This window comes from Flavobacterium endoglycinae (genome assembly GCF_017352115.1).
Lineage (GTDB): Bacteria > Bacteroidota > Bacteroidia > Flavobacteriales > Flavobacteriaceae > Flavobacterium > Flavobacterium endoglycinae.
In genome coordinates, this window is the sequence record NZ_CP071448.1 from 1,377,831 (window position 1) to 1,394,240 (window position 16,410).

Below are 16,410 nucleotides of genomic sequence, written 5' to 3' on the forward strand. Positions count from 1 at the left end.
GCTGTTAAAAATTGATTTTAGATTTCCTAATCTCCATCTTTCAAAAATTACTTTCAGAAAGAGTTAAATCATCGCGCCTACCTCGGTTTACTTCTCTAAACCTCAAACTATTATTTGAAGTGCTAGTTATAAAATGCCCTGCATTATTATAAAAAATCGGAACGGGTTACGGGTATAAATCTTAAAAACTTTAATATTATTTGTAATAGCCAGCAGTCTCAATTTTCAGCGTTAAACTGAATACTGAAACTGCGACTAAAAACTTTTATTATTCTTCCAAACGAAGATCTAATCCTAGACCTTTCAATTCGTGCATTAATACATTGAATGACTCTGGTAAACCTGGTTCTGGCATAGTTTCACCCTTAACGATAGCTTCGTAAGTTTTAGCTCTACCAATAACGTCGTCAGACTTAACAGTTAAGATCTCACGTAGTGTACTAGAAGCTCCATAAGCCTCAAGTGCCCAAACCTCCATCTCTCCAAAACGCTGACCTCCAAATTGAGCTTTACCTCCAAGTGGCTGTTGCGTAATCAATGAGTATGGTCCGATAGAACGTGCGTGCATCTTATCATCAACCATGTGTCCTAATTTAAGCATATAAATTACACCCACAGTCGCTTTTTGTGCAAAACGCTCTCCAGTACCACCATCATATAGGTAAGTATGTCCGAAACGTGGTACTCCAGCCTCATCAGTCAAAGCATTGATCTCGTCTAGAGAAGCACCGTCAAAAATTGGAGTAGCAAATTTTCTACCCAAGTTCATACCAGCCCAACCTAATACAGTCTCATAAATCTGACCGATGTTCATACGTGATGGTACCCCAAGTGGGTTCAACACGATATCAACTGGTGTTCCATCTTCAAGGAAAGGCATGTCTTCATGACGAACGATTCTAGCAACAATACCTTTGTTACCGTGACGACCCGCCATTTTATCCCCTACTTTCAATTTACGTTTCTTAGCAATATAAATCTTAGCTAATTTCAAGATTCCAGATGGTAATTCATCTCCAACTGTAATAGTGAATTTCTCTCTTCTTAAAGATCCTTGTAAGTCGTTCAGCTTAATTTTATAGTTATGAATCAAATCATTAACCATTTTATTAGTAGCGTCATCGGCAACCCATTGACCTTTGCTTAGGTGAGCGAAATCTTCTACTGCATAAAGCATTTTCTGAGTATATTTTTTACCTTTTGGTAAAACTTCTTCACCCAAATCGTTCATTACACCTTGAGATGTTTTTCCGTTAACGATCAAGAATAATTTTTCAACCAATCTATCTTTTAATTCAACAAATTTAGTTTCAAACTCCATTTCTAAAGCGCCTAAAGCATCTTTATCTTGAGTACGTTTACGTTTATCTTTTACGGCTCTTGCAAATAATTTTTTGTCAAGAACTACACCATGTAAAGATGGAGAAGCTTTTAATGAAGCATCTTTTACGTCACCAGCTTTATCTCCGAAGATTGCACGAAGCAATTTCTCCTCTGGAGTTGGATCTGATTCTCCTTTTGGTGTAATTTTTCCGATCAAAATGTCACCAGGCTTAACCTCTGCTCCAATTCTGATCATACCGTTTTCATCTAAATCTTTAGTAGCTTCTTCAGAAACGTTAGGAATATCGTTTGTTAACTCTTCATTTCCTAACTTAGTATCTCTAACCTCTAATGAATAATCATCAACGTGGATAGATGTAAAGATATCATCGCGAACTACTTTTTCAGAAATTACAATCGCATCCTCAAAGTTATACCCTTTCCATGGCATGAACGCAACTTTTAAGTTTCTACCTAAAGCTAATTCTCCATTTTGAGTAGCATATCCTTCTGATAATACTTGTCCAGGAACAACTCTATCACCTTTTCTTACGATAGGCTTCAAGTTGATACTTGTACCTTGATTGGTTTTTCTAAATTTAATTAAGTTATACGTTTTCTCATCAGCATCAAAACTTACCATTCTCTCGTCTTCTGTACGATCGTATTTGATAGTAATGATGTTAGCATCAACATATTCTACAGTTCCATGCCCTTCAGCATTGATCAATACTCTAGAATCTGAAGCTACCTGACGCTCTAAACCTGTACCTACAATTGGTGCTTCAGGACGGATCAAAGGAACTGCCTGACGCATCATGTTCGATCCCATCAACGCACGGTTCGCATCATCATGCTCCAAGAAAGGAATCAAAGATGCAGAAATCGAAGCGATCTGGTTAGGAGCAACGTCTGTATAATGTACTGAACTTGGTTCAACAACTGGGAAATCACCCTCTTCACGAGCAATAACATTACCAGCAGTAATTTTACCATTATCATCCATTTCAATGTTTGCCTGAGCAATCATTTTTCCTTCTTCTTCTTCAGCACTTAAGTAAATTGGTGCGCTTTCTAAATCAACAACACCATCTGTTACTTTACGGTATGGAGTTTCGATGAATCCCATTCCGTTTACTTTAGCATAAACCCCAAGAGATGAAATCAAACCAATATTTGGTCCCTCAGGAGTTTCAATCGGACATAAACGACCATAGTGGGTATAGTGAACGTCACGAACCTCGAAACCAGCTCTTTCTCTAGAAAGTCCACCTGGTCCAAGTGCAGAAAGTCTTCTTTTGTGTGTAATCTCAGCTAATGGATTCGTTTGATCCATAAATTGAGACAACTGGTTAGTACCAAAGAAAGAGTTGATAACTGATGATAATGTTTTAGCATTAATCAAATCAATTGGTGTAAACACCTCGTTATCTCTAACGTTCATTCTCTCACGAATAGTTCTAGCCATACGTGCTAAACCAACACCGAATTGTTGAGACAATTGTTCTCCAACTGTTCTTACACGACGGTTTGATAAGTGATCAATATCATCAATCTCTGCTTTAGAGTTAATTAATTCGATCAAATATTTTACGATTGTAATGATATCTTCTTTAGTAAGCACTTGCTTATCCATAGGGATATCTAAATCTAATTTTTTATTCATTCTGTAACGACCTACTTCACCTAAGTTATAACGTTGGTCAGAGAAGAATAATTTATCAATAATACCACGAGCAGTTTCCTCATCAGGCGGTTCAGCGTTACGCAACTGACGGTAAATGTGCTCTACAGCTTCTTTTTCAGAGTTAGTTGGATCTTTTTGTAATGTATTGTGGATAATAGCATAATCTGCTTGGTTATTATCCTCTTTGTGTAACAAAATAGATTTAACGTTAGAATCAATGATCTCTTCAACATTATCTTTATCGATAATCGTATCACGATCAAGGATGATTTCGTTACGTTCGATAGAAACTACCTCTCCAGTATCCTCATCTACGAAATCCTCGTGCCATGTGTTCAAAACACGTGCAGCAAGTCTTCTTCCAATATATTTTTTAATTCCTGTTTTAGATACTTTAATTTCTTCCGCTAAGTCGAAAATCTCCAAGATATCTTTATCTCTTTCGAATCCAATAGCACGGAATAAAGTTGTTACAGGTAATTTTTTCTTTCTATCGATATAGGCGTACATTACGCTGTTGATATCAGTAGAGAATTCTATCCAAGATCCTTTAAAAGGAATAACTCTTGCAGAATATAGTTTAGTTCCATTTGCGTGGAATGACTGTCCAAAGAAAACTCCTGGAGAACGGTGTAATTGAGATACTACTACACGCTCAGCACCATTGATTACAAAGGTACCGCTTGGAGTCATATAAGGGATTGTTCCAAGATAAACATCTTGTACAATTGTTTCAAAATCTTCGTGTTCTGGATCTGTACAATATAGTTTTAACCTAGCTTTTAATGGCACACTATAAGTAAGACCTCTCTCTATACATTCTTGAATTGTATAACGTGGTGGGTCAACAAAATAATCTAGGAACTCCAATACGAAGTTATTTCTCGTATCTGTAATTGGAAAGTTTTCCATGAAGGTGTTGTATAACCCTTCGTTGCCTCTTTCGTCAGATTTCGTTTCTAATTGGAAGAAATCTTTAAAAGATTTAACCTGAACATCCAAGAAGTCTGGATAGTCAGGAATATTTTTTGTAGAGGCAAAATTCAATCTTTCAGTCTGATTTGTTATCATCAATGGACAAAATTTTGATTAAAAAAAAGTAATTTGTTTTGTGTAAAAACACACTGCTTAGTTTATACTTTCTTTTTAAAACCAATACATCTTTAAAAATAAACCAATAAAATCGGATTCATTTTTTGTCTTCGTATTGATCAAAAACTTTTTCGTATTTTAAACTATTTGATAATAAAATTTAATGTATTTTATTATACGAAAAATGGTTTAGGCCTTTGAGTGTTAACTCAGGACCTAAACCTAGTTCTTAAAACCGAGTTGAATTATTTAAGCTCAACTACAGCTCCAGCTTCTTCTAATGATTTTTTAAGACCTTCAGCTTCTTCTTTAGAAACTCCTTCTTTAACGTTACTTGGAGCACCGTCAACTACGTCTTTAGCTTCTTTAAGACCTAAACCAGTTAATTCTTTAACTAATTTTACAACAGCTAATTTAGAAGCTCCTGCATCTTTCAATACAACTGTAAATTCAGTTTGTGCTTCTTCAGCAGCACCGTCTCCTCCACCAGCAGCAACTACTACAGCAGCAGCAGCAGGCTCGATTCCGTACTCGTCTTTTAATATTGTTGCTAATTCGTTAACTTCTTTAACTGTTAAGTTAACTAATTGTTCTGCGAATTGTTTCAAATCTGCCATTTTCTTCTATCGTTTAAAATGATTTGTAAAAATATAATTTAATTATTGTGCGCTAATTAAGCAGCATGGAAGCAACAAACTTCCTTGCGTTGATTATTATGCTTCAGTTTCTTCTTCGCTACCTGCGAATTTGTTTTGTAAAGCAGAAATAATTCTTTGAGCTGGAGATTGTAATAATCCAATGATTTCTCCAATAAGTTCTTCTTTAGATTTAATTGTAGCTAACGCATCTAATTGGTTATCTCCAATGTAAACTTCAGAATTGATGTAAGCTCCTTTTAAAACTGGTTTATCAGATTTCTTACGGAAATCTTTGATAATTTTTCCAGGTGCATTAGCAACATCAGAAATGAATATAGCACTATTACCAGATAAAACTGTAGGTAAATCACCATAATCATTAGAAGAAGCTTCCATTGCTTTTGCAAGCAAAGTATTTTTAACAACTTCTAATTTGATACCTGCTTTGAAACAAGCTCTACGTAAGCTTGAAGTTGTCTCTGCGTTTAAACCAGAAATATCAGAAATGTAAATGATATTTGTACCAGCTAACTGCGCAGTTAAATTTTCAATCGCGATTGATTTTTCTTCTCTAGTCATACTAAAAATTTTTAACTACCAATTATACTGCTTTTGGGTCTAATGCAATAGCAGGACTCATTGTGCTTGTAAGGTGAATACCTTTGATGTATGTACCTTTAGCAGCAGTTGGTTTAAGTTTTATTAATGTTTGAATAATTTCGTGTGCGTTCTCAACGATTTGCTCAGCTCCGAAAGAAACTTTACCAATACCAGCGTGAACGATACCAGTTTTATCAACTTTAAAGTCAATTTTACCAGCTTTAACTTCTTGAACAGCTTTAGCAACATCCATAGTTACTGTACCTGTTTTAGGGTTTGGCATTAAACCTCTAGGTCCTAAAATACGACCTAATGGACCTAATTTACCCATAACAGCAGGCATAGTAATGATCACATCAACATCTGTCCAACCGTCTTTAATTTTTTGTAAGTAATCGTCAAGACCAACGTGATCTGCTCCAGCCTCTCTTGCTTCAGCTTCTTTATCTGGAGTAACCAATGCTAATACTTTAACGTCTTTTCCTGTTCCGTGAGGTAAAGTAACTACACCTCTAACCATTTGATTCGCTTTTCTTGGATCAACACCCAAACGAACTGCGATATCAACAGACTCATCAAATTTTGCAGAAGCAACCACCTTAATTAATGCAGCAGCATCTTTTAAAGAGTATAATTTGTTCTTTTCAATTTTTGAAGCAGCCTCTTTTTGCTTTTTTGTTAATTTTGCCATTTCTTTTTCTTAATTAAAAAGGAGCATCTCCTGATACAGTTATACCCATAGATCTAGCTGTTCCAGCAACCATACTCATAGCTTTCTCAATTGTGAAAGCGTTTAAGTCTGGCATTTTGTCTTCAGCAATAGTTCTAATTTGTTCCCAAGTAACGCTAGCTACTTTTTTACGATTAGGCTCACCAGAACCAGATTTTAGCTTTGCAGCTTCCATTAACTGAACTGCTGCTGGAGGAGTCTTAACAACAAAATCAAATGATTTGTCTTTGTACACAGTGATTTGCACTGGACAAATTTTGCCAGGTTTATCTTGAGTTCTAGCATTAAATTGCTTACAAAACTCCATGATATTAACCCCAGCAGCTCCTAAAGCAGGTCCAACCGGTGGCGACGGGTTCGCAGCACCTCCCTTAACTTGTAGTTTAACTACCTTACTAATTTCTTTAGCCATTTTTAAAAAATTTAACACTGTAATCAATTGGAAGCGATTACAATGGTTTATTATAGTGTAACAAAAAATTATACTTTTTCAACTTGCATAAAACTCAATTCTAATGGAGTTTTTCTTCCGAAAATCTTAACCATTACTTCAAGTTTACGCTTTTCTTCATTGATTTTCTCAACAGATCCATTAAATCCGTTGAAAGGTCCATCAATAACCTTAACAGTCTCTCCAAGGCTGAATGGTATAGAACGAGTATCTGTATTAACAGTAAGCTCATCTACTTTACCTAACATACGATTAACCTCCGAAAGTCTCAAAGGAACAGGCTCTCCACCTTTAACTTCCCCCAAGAAACCAATTACACTTGTAATAGACTTAATAATATGAGGTATCTCACCAACTAGGTTTGCTTCGATCATAACATATCCAGGAAAATAAACTTTATCCTTAGATAGTTTTTTCCCTTCTTTTACAGTAACTACTTTCTCAGTAGGAACTAAAACTTGGGAAACATAATCTTCCATACCTAATCTGGCAATCTCCGTTTCAATGTAAGCTTTTACCTTGTTTTCTTGGCCGCTTACAGCTCTTACCACATACCATTTTTTCACATTATTATCTGCCATCACAAAAAAATTTACCCTTTTAACCAGTTAAAAAATCCAGCCAAAGCTTTTGCAAAAAATTCGTCAACTCCCCAAGTTGCTAAAGCAAATAAAACCGAAAATACAGCAACAACAATTGTTAATTTCTGTACTTCTGCCCAAGAAGGCCAAGTAACATTTGACTTCAACTCTTCGAAAGCCTCTGATAAATAATTAGTAACTTTTGTCATTTGATATATTTTTTTATTGCACGGGCGGAGGGATTCGAACCCCCATCAACGGTTTTGGAGACCGCTATTCTACCCTTGAACTACGCCCGTAATTAAAGCCAGTGATTAAAAAATAATCACTGGCTTTTTATTTATTTTAATAGAATTACTCTACGATTTCAGTAACCTGTCCAGCACCAACTGTTCTACCACCTTCACGGATAGCAAAACGTAAACCTACGTTCATAGCGATTGGGCTTAATAAAGCAACTTCAATAGTTAAGTTATCACCTGGCATTACCATCTCTACACCTGCTGGTAAAGAAATAACTCCTGTTACGTCAGTTGTACGTACGTAGAACTGTGGACGGTAGTTATTGTGGAATGGAGTGTGACGTCCACCTTCTTCTTTTTTCAAGATATAAACCTCAGCTTTGAATTTAGCGTGTGGTTTTACTGAACCTGGCTTAATAATAACCATACCTCTTTTGATATCAGCTTTATCAATACCTCTTAACAATAAACCTACGTTATCTCCAGCTTCACCTCTGTCAAGGATTTTACGGAACATCTCAACTCCTGTAATAGTAGAAGTTAATTTTTCAGCTCCCATACCAATGATTTCAACAGGATCTCCAGTGTTAGCAACTCCAGTTTCGATACGACCTGTAGCAACAGTTCCACGACCTGTAATTGTAAATACGTCCTCAACTGGCATCAAGAATGGTTTAGCAACGTCACGTACTGGCTCTTCGATCCAGTTGTCAACAGCTTCCATTAATTCAATAATTTTAGGTACCCAGTTTGGATCATTGTTTAATCCTCCTAAAGCAGAACCTTGAACTACAGGACCATTATCTCCATCATATTCGTAGAAAGATAATAAATCTCTAATTTCCATTTCAACAAGCTCTAATAACTCAGCATCATCAACCATATCCACTTTGTTCATGAAAACAACGATTCTTGGAATACCAACCTGACGTCCTAAAAGGATATGCTCACGAGTTTGTGGCATTGGACCATCTGTAGCAGCAACTACTAAGATAGCTCCGTCCATTTGAGCAGCACCAGTAACCATGTTCTTTACGTAATCCGCGTGACCTGGACAGTCAACGTGAGCGTAGTGACGGTTAGCAGTTTCGTACTCTACGTGTGATGTATTAATAGTAATACCTCTTTCTTTCTCCTCTGGAGCGTTATCGATTTGATCAAACGATTTTGCTTGACAGTAACCAGCATCTGACAATACTTTTGTAATTGCAGCAGTTAATGTAGTTTTTCCGTGATCTACGTGTCCAATTGTACCTATGTTTAAGTGCGGTTTGGAACGATTAAAATTCTCCTTTGCCATTTTACTTAATTTTTAATCTTAGTTATATATTAATTTTCAATTTCCTACTTACTTGAGCCAATGTCGGGATTTGAACCCGAGACCTCTTCCTTACCAAGGAAGCACTCTACCCCTGAGCTACACCGGCAGAGAGTTCTGATTTAAGATTCCTGAATTTAGATTTCAGATTTTTCTTTCAAAAACCTACAACCCTTAATCTCAACTTCTTTTTTAGTGGGGAGAGCAGGATTCGAACCTGCGAAGTTCTCACAGCAGATTTACAGTCTGCCCTCGTTGGCCGCTTGAGTATCTCCCCTAATTTTTAAAATTCCAATATTTTAAAGAACCAATTTCAAATCGCATTTGAAATATTTTGAGCCGATAGAGGGACTCGAACCCACGACCTGCTGATTACAAATCAGCTGCTCTAGCCAGCTGAGCTACATCGGCGAATACATTAAAAAAGTCCGCTATTTCTAACGGACTGCAAATGTAGCTATTTTATCTTTTAATCAAAACATTTTTCAAAAAAAATTTCAATTAAATGTGTGCTCTTATTTTTTCTTTCCTTTTTACCAGCAAACGTTCTAAAGATTCCGCCGAAAGCTCAACTGCTTCCTCAAATGATTTACACTGTTTTTTCACCAGAAATTCATCTCCCGGAACATTAATCTTAATCTCCACTGCCTTATTCTCCTTATCACTTGTTCTTTCAACTTTTAAAAAAACATCAGCCGAAACAACTCGATCGTAATACTTCTCGAGCTTATCCATTCTTTCTTGAATAAAATCCACCAATTTTCTGTCGACAGTAAAGTTAACTGCATGAACATCTACCTTCATAATACAAATTTTAAAAAGTTAAACATTTCAAGAATCATTATTTATTCCGAGGATGGGCATCCGAGTACACTTTTTTAAGTTCTGCTAAACTATTATGAGTATAAACTTGAGTAGAAGCCAGACTGGAATGACCTAATAATTCTTTAACTGAATTTAAATCTGCCCCATTATTCAATAAATGAGTCGCAAAAGTATGCCGAAGCACATGCGGACTCTTTTTTACCTTCTCAGAGACCCTACTAAAGTATGAATTTATTAATCGATACACAAACGATTCACTCAATTTTAACCCTTTTGCCGAAATAAAAAAATAATCCGAATCCACAATGTCCTCAACCAAGTCCCGCTCATTCAAATAATGCCTGATCTGTTCTTCAACAATAGGCAGAAGTGGAATTATTCGCTCTTTGTTTCTTTTTCCTAAAACCTTAATGACATTTGAAGACAAATCAATATTTTTCAACATTAAATGTATCAGCTCCGCCCTTCTCATTCCTGTTGTATAAAAAAGATCTACTATAAGTTTATCTCGTATTTCTTCAAAACCAGATACAGCATCAACTCCAAACATCAAATCATTTATTTCTTTTTCAGAAAACGGAATCTGGACATTTTTAGGTGTTTTTAATGCTTTATGCTTCAACATAGGATTAACTTCAATTTGCTTAGTCTTTAGCAAAAATTTAAAAAAAGCTTTAAGCGAAGCCATTTTCCTATTCACTGAAACATTTGAAATTCCCTGATCTACCAAAGAAACAATCCAACTCCTGATCTGACTGTAATTAACCTTATCAATTTCCTCCTGTTCAAAATTCAGCTTATTAAAATCTTCAAAAACAGTTATATCATTTAAGTAGGCAGTAACAGTATGCGGAGAATATTTTTTCTCCAGCTGAAGATAATCACGAAATGCGTCTTTATTAGATTGCATAAAGAAGTTCTTTTAATTTAAGAAGTAATAAAAACTTCTTTTTAGGAAGTTTTAAAAACAAAAAAACCGTTAGCATCAAAATTATAACATTTTGACCACTAACGGTAATTATTTTTGAAAAGCTTATATTAACTTTCTAAACTGTCTTTCAACGTTTGGATGTAAGCAGCTTTTTGAATTTGAGCTCTTTTTATAACAGAAGGCTTAATAAAAGCAGTACGTGCTCTTAATTGACGAACAGTTCCTGTTTTATCAAATTTTCTTTTATAGCGCTTTAATGCTCTATCGATATTTTCTCCGTCTTTAATTGGTATAATTAACATAATATAGACACCTCCTTTCGTTAAGGCTGCAAATGTATATATTAATTATCAATTATGAGTCACAAATTGCAAATTATTTTTTCTAATGAAATAAAGAATAGAAAAAGAAACCAGATTTTTTCAGGGAATACCTTATTAGCTAAATCTGAACTATTTCAATAAATTTCTGGAAATAACTAATTTTTGAATTTCGGTTGTTCCTTCGCCAATGGTACATAATTTAGAATCTCTATAGAATTTCTCAACTGGAAAATCTTTAGTATATCCGTAACCACCATGAATTTGAACCGCATCATTTGCAATTTTCACACAAGCTTCGGAAGCGTACATCTTTGCCATTGCACCTGCTGTAGTTACTGGCTTATGCATTTCTTTCAAATAAGCTGCTTTATGCAATAACAATTCTGAAGCTTCAATTTCTGTTGCCATATCCGCCAGTTTAAAAGAAATTCCTTGGAAATTACTAATAGGCTGTCCAAACTGATGCCTTTCTTTTGAATACTTTAATGCCGCTTCATAAGCCCCTTTTGCAATTCCTAGTGATAATGCTCCAATAGAAATTCGGCCTCCATCAAGAATTTTCATAGCTTGTACAAATCCTTGTCCCACTTCACCTAGTCTATTCGCATCAGGAACACGACAGCTGTCAAAAACCAGTTCTGCCGTTTCGCTCGCTCTCATCCCCAGTTTATTTTCTTTTTTTCCAGACGAAAAACCAGCCATACCTTTTTCTAATACAAAAGCAGTCATTCCTTTAGAATCTCCTTTTTCTCCTGTTCTAGCAACGACAACCGCTACATCTCCAGAAATAGCATGTGTAATAAAGTTTTTAGCTCCGTTTAAAATCCATGAATCGCCATCTTTAACTGCTGTTGTATTCATTCCTCCTGCATCAGAACCTGTATTATGCTCAGTTAATCCCCATGCTCCAATATGCTCTGCTGTTGCTAATTTGGGCAGGTATTTCTTTTTTTGCTCTTCATTTCCAAAAGTCAGAATGTGATTGGTACAAAGTGAATTATGGGCGGCAACCGACAATCCAATTGAAGGATCTACTTTTGAAATCTCTTCGATAATCGTAATGTATTCATGATACCCCAATCCTGATCCGCCATATTCTTCAGGCACTAAAACTCCCATAAATCCCATTTCGCCTAGTTTTTTAAAAAGTTCAACAGGAAAAATTTGAGCTTCATCCCACTCCATTATATAAGGTCTTATGTTTTTTTCTGCAAAGTCCTTTATAGATTGGGCAATCATAGACTGTGTTTGGTTAAATTCAAAATTCATTGTTTAGTGATTTTTTAGAAGTCCAAATATAAACTAATTATTTTTGCTTTTTCAACAGGAAAACCTTTAATTTTTGACAAATCCTCAATATTATTAAAATTTCCGTTCATACTTCGATATGTCACAATTTGTTTTGCCAGCGCATATTTGAAATAAGGAAACTGTGCTAATTCTTTTAAAGAGGCATCATTTATGGGGATTTTTTTAAAACTTGCAGGCATAACAATTTTAAAATGTTTATTCAATTCTGCAATAACTTCGGGCGAAAGACCCCAGACATCTTCGAGCTGTTCCATCGAAACAAAACCTCCCAAAATTTCCTTTTGTTTCAATATTCTTGAGGAAAGTGCTTCACCAATACCATATATTTTTATTAGATCTTCCTGACTGGCTTGATTAATGTCAGTTAACACGATTTTCTCTATATTATAAGAAGGCTTCTTTTCGTATTCCTTCTTTTCTGTTTTGAATTCTCTGGTATTTTGTTTCCAGTCTGGAAATTTAAAAAGAGGAGCCAGAACTTTTAATAACGAATCTGAGACTTTTGTCACTTTTTGAAACTCTTCGGCCGAGTTTACATATTTATTTTCTTTACGAAAGGCAAGCAGACGATCAATTTCCTGAACTGACATTCCTAACTTATATCCTTTATAATCTGAAATATAGTTGGGATTAAATTTATAGATGGTATGTTTTTGTTCTAATTTAATTTGTTTCTGATCGTCAATCTCTTTTTGAAGCGAGAGCCATTGTTTTTCTTCAGCAGAAACAACTTCGGGATGACTGAAGTCTGCGAAAAAATAAATTAGTTGTAAAACAATTATAATGATAAAAAGCAAAAAAATACCTGTTTGCTGTCTATTTGTAAACTTAAAATACCGATTAAGCGCCTTAAAATTCATTATTAACAAAAATTTCAAAATTTAAAAAGGTGCAAAATAAGTAAGAATTTACATATTTAATAAGAAAATTAATAAAAAATGTAATTCCATAAAAGTTAAATATCTTGTAATTCCCTCTCTATTAATTTAATGAATCTCAGCTATTAAAGCAAACCCAATAATTTTATCTAGAAAAATTTAAATATTTTATAACTTAAAACATGATAATTGTTTTTATTTTTTACAAAAAACAATACATTTGGCACTTAATAACAAATAAACCAATAAAATAGTATGTCAATTTGGAGAGTTAAACCAATATCAGCCTTTGAGGCCGATATGAAAAAAAGTGATTTAAAAAGAGTCCTTGGAAAATGGAGTCTTACTGCCATTGGTGTTGGTGCCATTATCGGTGGAGGAATTTTTGTACTTACCGGTACGGGAGCATATTACCATGCAGGTCCAGCTTTAGCAATTTCGTTTATTATTGCAGGTATTGCCTGCGTTTTTGCCGCTCTTTGTTATTCTGAATTTGCCTCAATTTTACCTGTAGAAGGATCTGCTTATGCGTATGCCTATGGTACAATTGGAGAAATTTTTGCTTGGATAATTGGATGGGGGCTTATTCTCGAATATGCAATGGGATCCATGACAGTCGCCGTTTCCTGGTCAGGATATTTTAATAAATTGCTTAAACTATTTCATATAAAACTTCCAGAATGGCTTACTACAGATCCTGCTAGTTATACAGGAGAAGGGTTTTCTATGAACCTTCCGGCTTTTTTGATCGTTATTTTAGTAATTTCATTACTTATTAAAGGAACAAAAAGTGCTGCAAAAGCAAATAATGCAATTGTTATCCTAAAAGTATCTGCAGTAATCTTTGTAATTATAGCTGGTCTTTTCTTTATTAATACAGCAAACTGGAGCCCATTTATCCCAGATGCCACTCAAATTATTGAAAAAGAAACTACTCATAATGCATACGGAATTGGAGGAATTGTTTCTGGAGCAGCAGCAATTTTCTTCGCTTACGTTGGTTTTGATGCCGTTTCTACACAAGCTGGAGAAGCTATTAATCCTAAAAAAGATGTTCCATTTGCGATCATTGCTTCTTTATTAATTTGTACTACTTTATATATTCTTGTTTCTTTAGTATTAACAGGAATGATGAACTATAAAGATTTTAACCCACTAGGAAAATACCCTGAAGCTATTAAAGCTCCTGTTGCTTATGCATTTGATATTGCTGGACAAGGCTGGGCTGGTTTTATTATCACTGTTGCTGCAACTATAGGTCTAGTTTCGGTATTAATGGTAATGATTATGGGACAATCTAGAATTTTCCTTGGAATGTCTAAAGACGGTTTAATTCCATCTGTTTTCTCTAAAGTAAATCCTATTTCTGGAACTCCAAAAACGAACTTAATGATCTTAGGTGCTATCATCGCAACTGTTGCTGCGTTTACACCAATCAACAAATTAGCCGACATGACTAGTTTTGGTACTTTGTTTGCCTTTACAATGGTTTGTATTGCCGTTTGGATTTTAAGAGTAAAACAACCAGGTTTAAACAGAACCTTTAAAGTTCCTGCGTTACCAGTTATTGCTGTTTTAGGAATCGCAATCAACACTTACCTTATTATAAACTTGAGTATTGATGCTCAATTATTATCGCTTGGATGGCTTGCTGTTGGTATCATAGTTTACTTTGGATACAGTAAGAAAAGGTCAAGACTTAATGATACAACTACTGAAGAATAAAATACTATTTTGAAAAGAAAAAGCTCCAAATGTAAATTTGGAGCTTTTTTTATAAATCGAATACTGAAGTTCTTTTGGCGCGAATTAAATCTTTCAGTCTAATCCAAAAGGCAAGAGTTAGATAAACTCCAAAACCTAAACCAGCGGTTACAAACGATATGTAGATAAAAAATAATCTCACACTTGTTACACGCATTCCAAGCTTGTCTGCAAGCCTTGAAGAAACGTGAAAACCGTATTTTTCAAAAAAGAATTTAAGTTTTAAAATAGCTGACATTTCTAATTTTAGATTTAGATTTTTTACAAAAATAAGAATAATCTATTTACCTCATTTTTTAATCTCCAGTTATCTGATTATTTTAATAATTCAAGTCCTATAGCGCATTTTAAACACGCTTTATGATTGCAGTATTCATTTTTAAGTTCAAGCAATGATTGGCTTTCAAATGCGTTTTTTGACTTTATTCCGAATGAATCAAACTTATCTGTAATGGCATTTTTCTCTGATGTTGTTTCATGCATCAAATCGATTAAATCTTCTGCAATTGATTCGCCCATTACATTTGAATACGCAAACTGAATTGGAATTACAGTATTGATTATTACTAAATCTAAAAATGACTTTGACAAAGACTTTCCTTTTTTTGTACTTTCTTTATCGAACTGATAATGATTGTGCCAATACGAACTTGCCGATACATTGAAAAGTTCATAAACATTCTGGACTGTCTTTATACTGATTATTTTAGAAAACAAATTTTGATGTTTATGATATAAAGCCGCAAGCTGGGAAAGTCTAATAGTTGGAAAATTATCTGGACGCAGTTTAAAAAACAAAATCGGATCAATGTGTTTTTTCTCCAGCTGATATTTATGAAGAAGGAAAAAATACTTAAACTTTAAATCTTTAAAATACAGATCTTCTTTTTCAGCATCTAATAAACCTGCTGTTCCTAAAAATAGTGATTCAAGACTTTCTACTTCAAAACTTTCTTTTCTAACAACCGAAAAAGATAGTGATTTAGCAATTTGCAAAAAAGAGTTTCCATTTGTATTTAAGCCGAAATTTTTAGCCAGAAGGCAAAATAAAACAGCTTCCCAATCCTGATTCATTTCTTCTAAAAGTTGATAAACAAACTCCGATTTTCGTTCTAATCTTTCAAAAAACAAACGTTCCTGCCAATTTTTGAAAACAAAACCATTTATTTCTTTAATTTGTTTTTCGCAGGAAATCCATGTTTTTGGAGAAACTAAAGCATTATAATTTTCTATTATTTCTTTAGAGACATATTCTTTTAAAACCAAAACCGGAATTTCGGTATTGTCTTTTCTGTAAATCGGAGTATCATTTTCCCAGACAACATGAAGAATTACGTTTTCATAAGCAGGATCTTTTTCATGATTGTGCAAATACCAATCAGAAGATTTTAAATGTATTTCGATATTGCCAGCCCATTTTTGGTTCCCTATTTTCAATTGCGCATTAAAAAAATCAGGACCTGATAGTTCAAGATACTCACCAGTTTTGATAATAAGGATTGGTTCGTTTTGTGCCGTTTTTAAGTCAAGTATATCGAACTTTTTGAATTTCCAGATATAGTGAAGAAAGTCTTCTTTCATTTTTAGATTTTAAGGCATATAATTAAAATCCAAAAATAAATAATTTAATACTATTCTTACAAAATAAAAGAAGTTTTAACGACTAAATATTTTCTACATGTAGTTACTATTCATAAAAAAATCCATAAACCCAAT

General features: G+C 34.4%; 16 protein-coding genes and 4 tRNA genes. 1 reads left to right on the forward strand and 19 read right to left on the reverse strand.

Going from position 1 to position 16,410, the window contains the following annotated elements:
• Positions 1-268: 268 nt before the first annotated feature.
• From rpoB to J0383_RS05900, 17 genes are all read right to left on the reverse strand, one after another.
• Positions 269-4,081 carry a DNA-directed RNA polymerase subunit beta gene (gene rpoB / locus J0383_RS05820; protein WP_207297497.1) on the reverse strand — a complete coding sequence of 1,271 codons (3,813 nt, stop codon included), beginning with the start codon at positions 4,079-4,081 and terminating at the stop codon, positions 269-271.
• Positions 4,082-4,347: 266 nt separating this feature from the next.
• The gene (rplL, locus tag J0383_RS05825; protein WP_207297498.1) at positions 4,348-4,719 is read right to left on the reverse strand and encodes a 50S ribosomal protein L7/L12; all 372 of its coding nucleotides are present in this window, start codon (positions 4,717-4,719) and stop codon (positions 4,348-4,350) included.
• A gap of 96 nt (positions 4,720-4,815) precedes the next feature.
• Positions 4,816-5,319 (reverse strand): 50S ribosomal protein L10, encoded by a 504-nt coding sequence (rplJ, locus tag J0383_RS05830; protein ID WP_207297499.1) that lies wholly within the window; start codon positions 5,317-5,319, stop codon positions 4,816-4,818.
• A 22-nt stretch (positions 5,320-5,341) separates the two neighbouring features.
• Positions 5,342-6,031, reverse strand: coding sequence for a 50S ribosomal protein L1 (rplA, locus tag J0383_RS05835; protein WP_008466920.1), 690 nt, complete (start codon positions 6,029-6,031; stop codon positions 5,342-5,344).
• Positions 6,032-6,044: 13 nt separating this feature from the next.
• Positions 6,045-6,482 carry a 50S ribosomal protein L11 gene (gene rplK, locus J0383_RS05840; RefSeq protein WP_008466923.1) on the reverse strand — a complete coding sequence of 146 codons (438 nt, stop codon included), beginning with the start codon at positions 6,480-6,482 and terminating at the stop codon, positions 6,045-6,047.
• A gap of 68 nt (positions 6,483-6,550) precedes the next feature.
• Positions 6,551-7,102 carry a transcription termination/antitermination protein NusG gene (gene nusG, locus J0383_RS05845; protein ID WP_207297500.1) on the reverse strand — a complete coding sequence of 184 codons (552 nt, stop codon included), beginning with the start codon at positions 7,100-7,102 and terminating at the stop codon, positions 6,551-6,553.
• Between the two features lie 11 nt (positions 7,103-7,113).
• Positions 7,114-7,311, reverse strand: a complete 198-nt coding sequence (gene secE / locus J0383_RS05850) for a preprotein translocase subunit SecE (RefSeq protein WP_207297501.1) — start codon at positions 7,309-7,311, stop codon at positions 7,114-7,116.
• Positions 7,312-7,330: 19 nt separating this feature from the next.
• Positions 7,331-7,401, reverse strand: a tRNA-Trp gene (locus tag J0383_RS05855).
• Positions 7,402-7,456: 55 nt separating this feature from the next.
• Positions 7,457-8,644, reverse strand: coding sequence for an elongation factor Tu (gene tuf, locus J0383_RS05860; protein WP_012024011.1), 1,188 nt, complete (start codon positions 8,642-8,644; stop codon positions 7,457-7,459).
• A gap of 55 nt (positions 8,645-8,699) precedes the next feature.
• Positions 8,700-8,771: transfer RNA gene (locus J0383_RS05865), tRNA-Thr, on the reverse strand.
• Between the two features lie 87 nt (positions 8,772-8,858).
• Positions 8,859-8,939: transfer RNA gene (locus J0383_RS05870), tRNA-Tyr, on the reverse strand.
• Between the two features lie 60 nt (positions 8,940-8,999).
• Positions 9,000-9,073 (reverse strand) — tRNA-Thr (locus tag J0383_RS05875).
• Between the two features lie 90 nt (positions 9,074-9,163).
• Positions 9,164-9,466 (reverse strand): ribosome hibernation-promoting factor, HPF/YfiA family, encoded by a 303-nt coding sequence (gene hpf, locus J0383_RS05880; RefSeq protein ID WP_053472330.1) that lies wholly within the window; start codon positions 9,464-9,466, stop codon positions 9,164-9,166.
• 37 nt (positions 9,467-9,503) lie between these two features.
• Entirely contained in the window at positions 9,504-10,397 is an 894-nt protein-coding gene (locus tag J0383_RS05885) for a tyrosine-type recombinase/integrase (protein ID WP_207297502.1), read from the reverse strand.
• Between the two features lie 128 nt (positions 10,398-10,525).
• Positions 10,526-10,720 (reverse strand): 30S ribosomal protein S21, encoded by a 195-nt coding sequence (gene rpsU, locus J0383_RS05890; protein WP_070905495.1) that lies wholly within the window; start codon positions 10,718-10,720, stop codon positions 10,526-10,528.
• 150 nt (positions 10,721-10,870) lie between these two features.
• The gene (locus J0383_RS05895; RefSeq protein ID WP_207297503.1) at positions 10,871-12,010 is read right to left on the reverse strand and encodes an acyl-CoA dehydrogenase family protein; all 1,140 of its coding nucleotides are present in this window, start codon (positions 12,008-12,010) and stop codon (positions 10,871-10,873) included.
• A gap of 14 nt (positions 12,011-12,024) precedes the next feature.
• On the reverse strand, positions 12,025-12,912 hold the full coding sequence (locus tag J0383_RS05900; RefSeq protein WP_207297504.1) for a ComEA family DNA-binding protein: 888 nt from the start codon (positions 12,910-12,912) through the stop codon (positions 12,025-12,027).
• Between the two features lie 273 nt (positions 12,913-13,185).
• Here J0383_RS05900 and J0383_RS05905 point away from each other — a divergent pair, with 273 nt between their 5' ends.
• Positions 13,186-14,655, forward strand: coding sequence for an APC family permease (locus tag J0383_RS05905; protein WP_207297505.1), 1,470 nt, complete (start codon positions 13,186-13,188; stop codon positions 14,653-14,655).
• Positions 14,656-14,704: 49 nt separating this feature from the next.
• Here J0383_RS05905 and J0383_RS05910 read toward each other — a convergent pair whose 3' ends face one another.
• On the reverse strand, positions 14,705-14,932 hold the full coding sequence (locus J0383_RS05910; RefSeq protein WP_007810860.1) for a PspC family transcriptional regulator: 228 nt from the start codon (positions 14,930-14,932) through the stop codon (positions 14,705-14,707).
• A 77-nt stretch (positions 14,933-15,009) separates the two neighbouring features.
• Positions 15,010-16,275 (reverse strand): DUF2851 family protein, encoded by a 1,266-nt coding sequence (locus tag J0383_RS05915; RefSeq protein ID WP_207297506.1) that lies wholly within the window; start codon positions 16,273-16,275, stop codon positions 15,010-15,012.
• Between the last annotated feature and the right edge of the window lie 135 nt (positions 16,276-16,410).

Bases quoted from the DNA above. Each gene is read 5' to 3' on its own strand.
- rpoB (WP_207297497.1), bottom strand. From the start codon at position 4,081: ATGATAACAAATCAGACTGAAAGATTGAATTTTGCCTCTACAAAAAAT.
- rplL (WP_207297498.1), bottom strand. From the start codon at position 4,719: ATGGCAGATTTGAAACAATTCGCAGAACAATTAGTTAACTTAACAGTT.
- rplJ (WP_207297499.1), bottom strand. From the start codon at position 5,319: ATGACTAGAGAAGAAAAATCAATCGCGATTGAAAATTTAACTGCGCAG.
- rplA (WP_008466920.1), bottom strand. From the start codon at position 6,031: ATGGCAAAATTAACAAAAAAGCAAAAAGAGGCTGCTTCAAAAATTGAA.
- rplK (WP_008466923.1), bottom strand. From the start codon at position 6,482: ATGGCTAAAGAAATTAGTAAGGTAGTTAAACTACAAGTTAAGGGAGGT.
- nusG (WP_207297500.1), bottom strand. From the start codon at position 7,102: ATGGCAGATAATAATGTGAAAAAATGGTATGTGGTAAGAGCTGTAAGC.
- secE (WP_207297501.1), bottom strand. From the start codon at position 7,311: ATGACAAAAGTTACTAATTATTTATCAGAGGCTTTCGAAGAGTTGAAG.
- tuf (WP_012024011.1), bottom strand. From the start codon at position 8,644: ATGGCAAAGGAGAATTTTAATCGTTCCAAACCGCACTTAAACATAGGT.
- hpf (WP_053472330.1), bottom strand. From the start codon at position 9,466: ATGAAGGTAGATGTTCATGCAGTTAACTTTACTGTCGACAGAAAATTG.
- J0383_RS05885 (WP_207297502.1), bottom strand. From the start codon at position 10,397: ATGCAATCTAATAAAGACGCATTTCGTGATTATCTTCAGCTGGAGAAA.
- rpsU (WP_070905495.1), bottom strand. From the start codon at position 10,720: ATGTTAATTATACCAATTAAAGACGGAGAAAATATCGATAGAGCATTA.
- J0383_RS05895 (WP_207297503.1), bottom strand. From the start codon at position 12,010: ATGAATTTTGAATTTAACCAAACACAGTCTATGATTGCCCAATCTATA.
- J0383_RS05900 (WP_207297504.1), bottom strand. From the start codon at position 12,912: ATGAATTTTAAGGCGCTTAATCGGTATTTTAAGTTTACAAATAGACAG.
- J0383_RS05905 (WP_207297505.1), top strand. From the start codon at position 13,186: ATGTCAATTTGGAGAGTTAAACCAATATCAGCCTTTGAGGCCGATATG.
- J0383_RS05910 (WP_007810860.1), bottom strand. From the start codon at position 14,932: ATGTCAGCTATTTTAAAACTTAAATTCTTTTTTGAAAAATACGGTTTT.
- J0383_RS05915 (WP_207297506.1), bottom strand. From the start codon at position 16,275: ATGAAAGAAGACTTTCTTCACTATATCTGGAAATTCAAAAAGTTCGAT.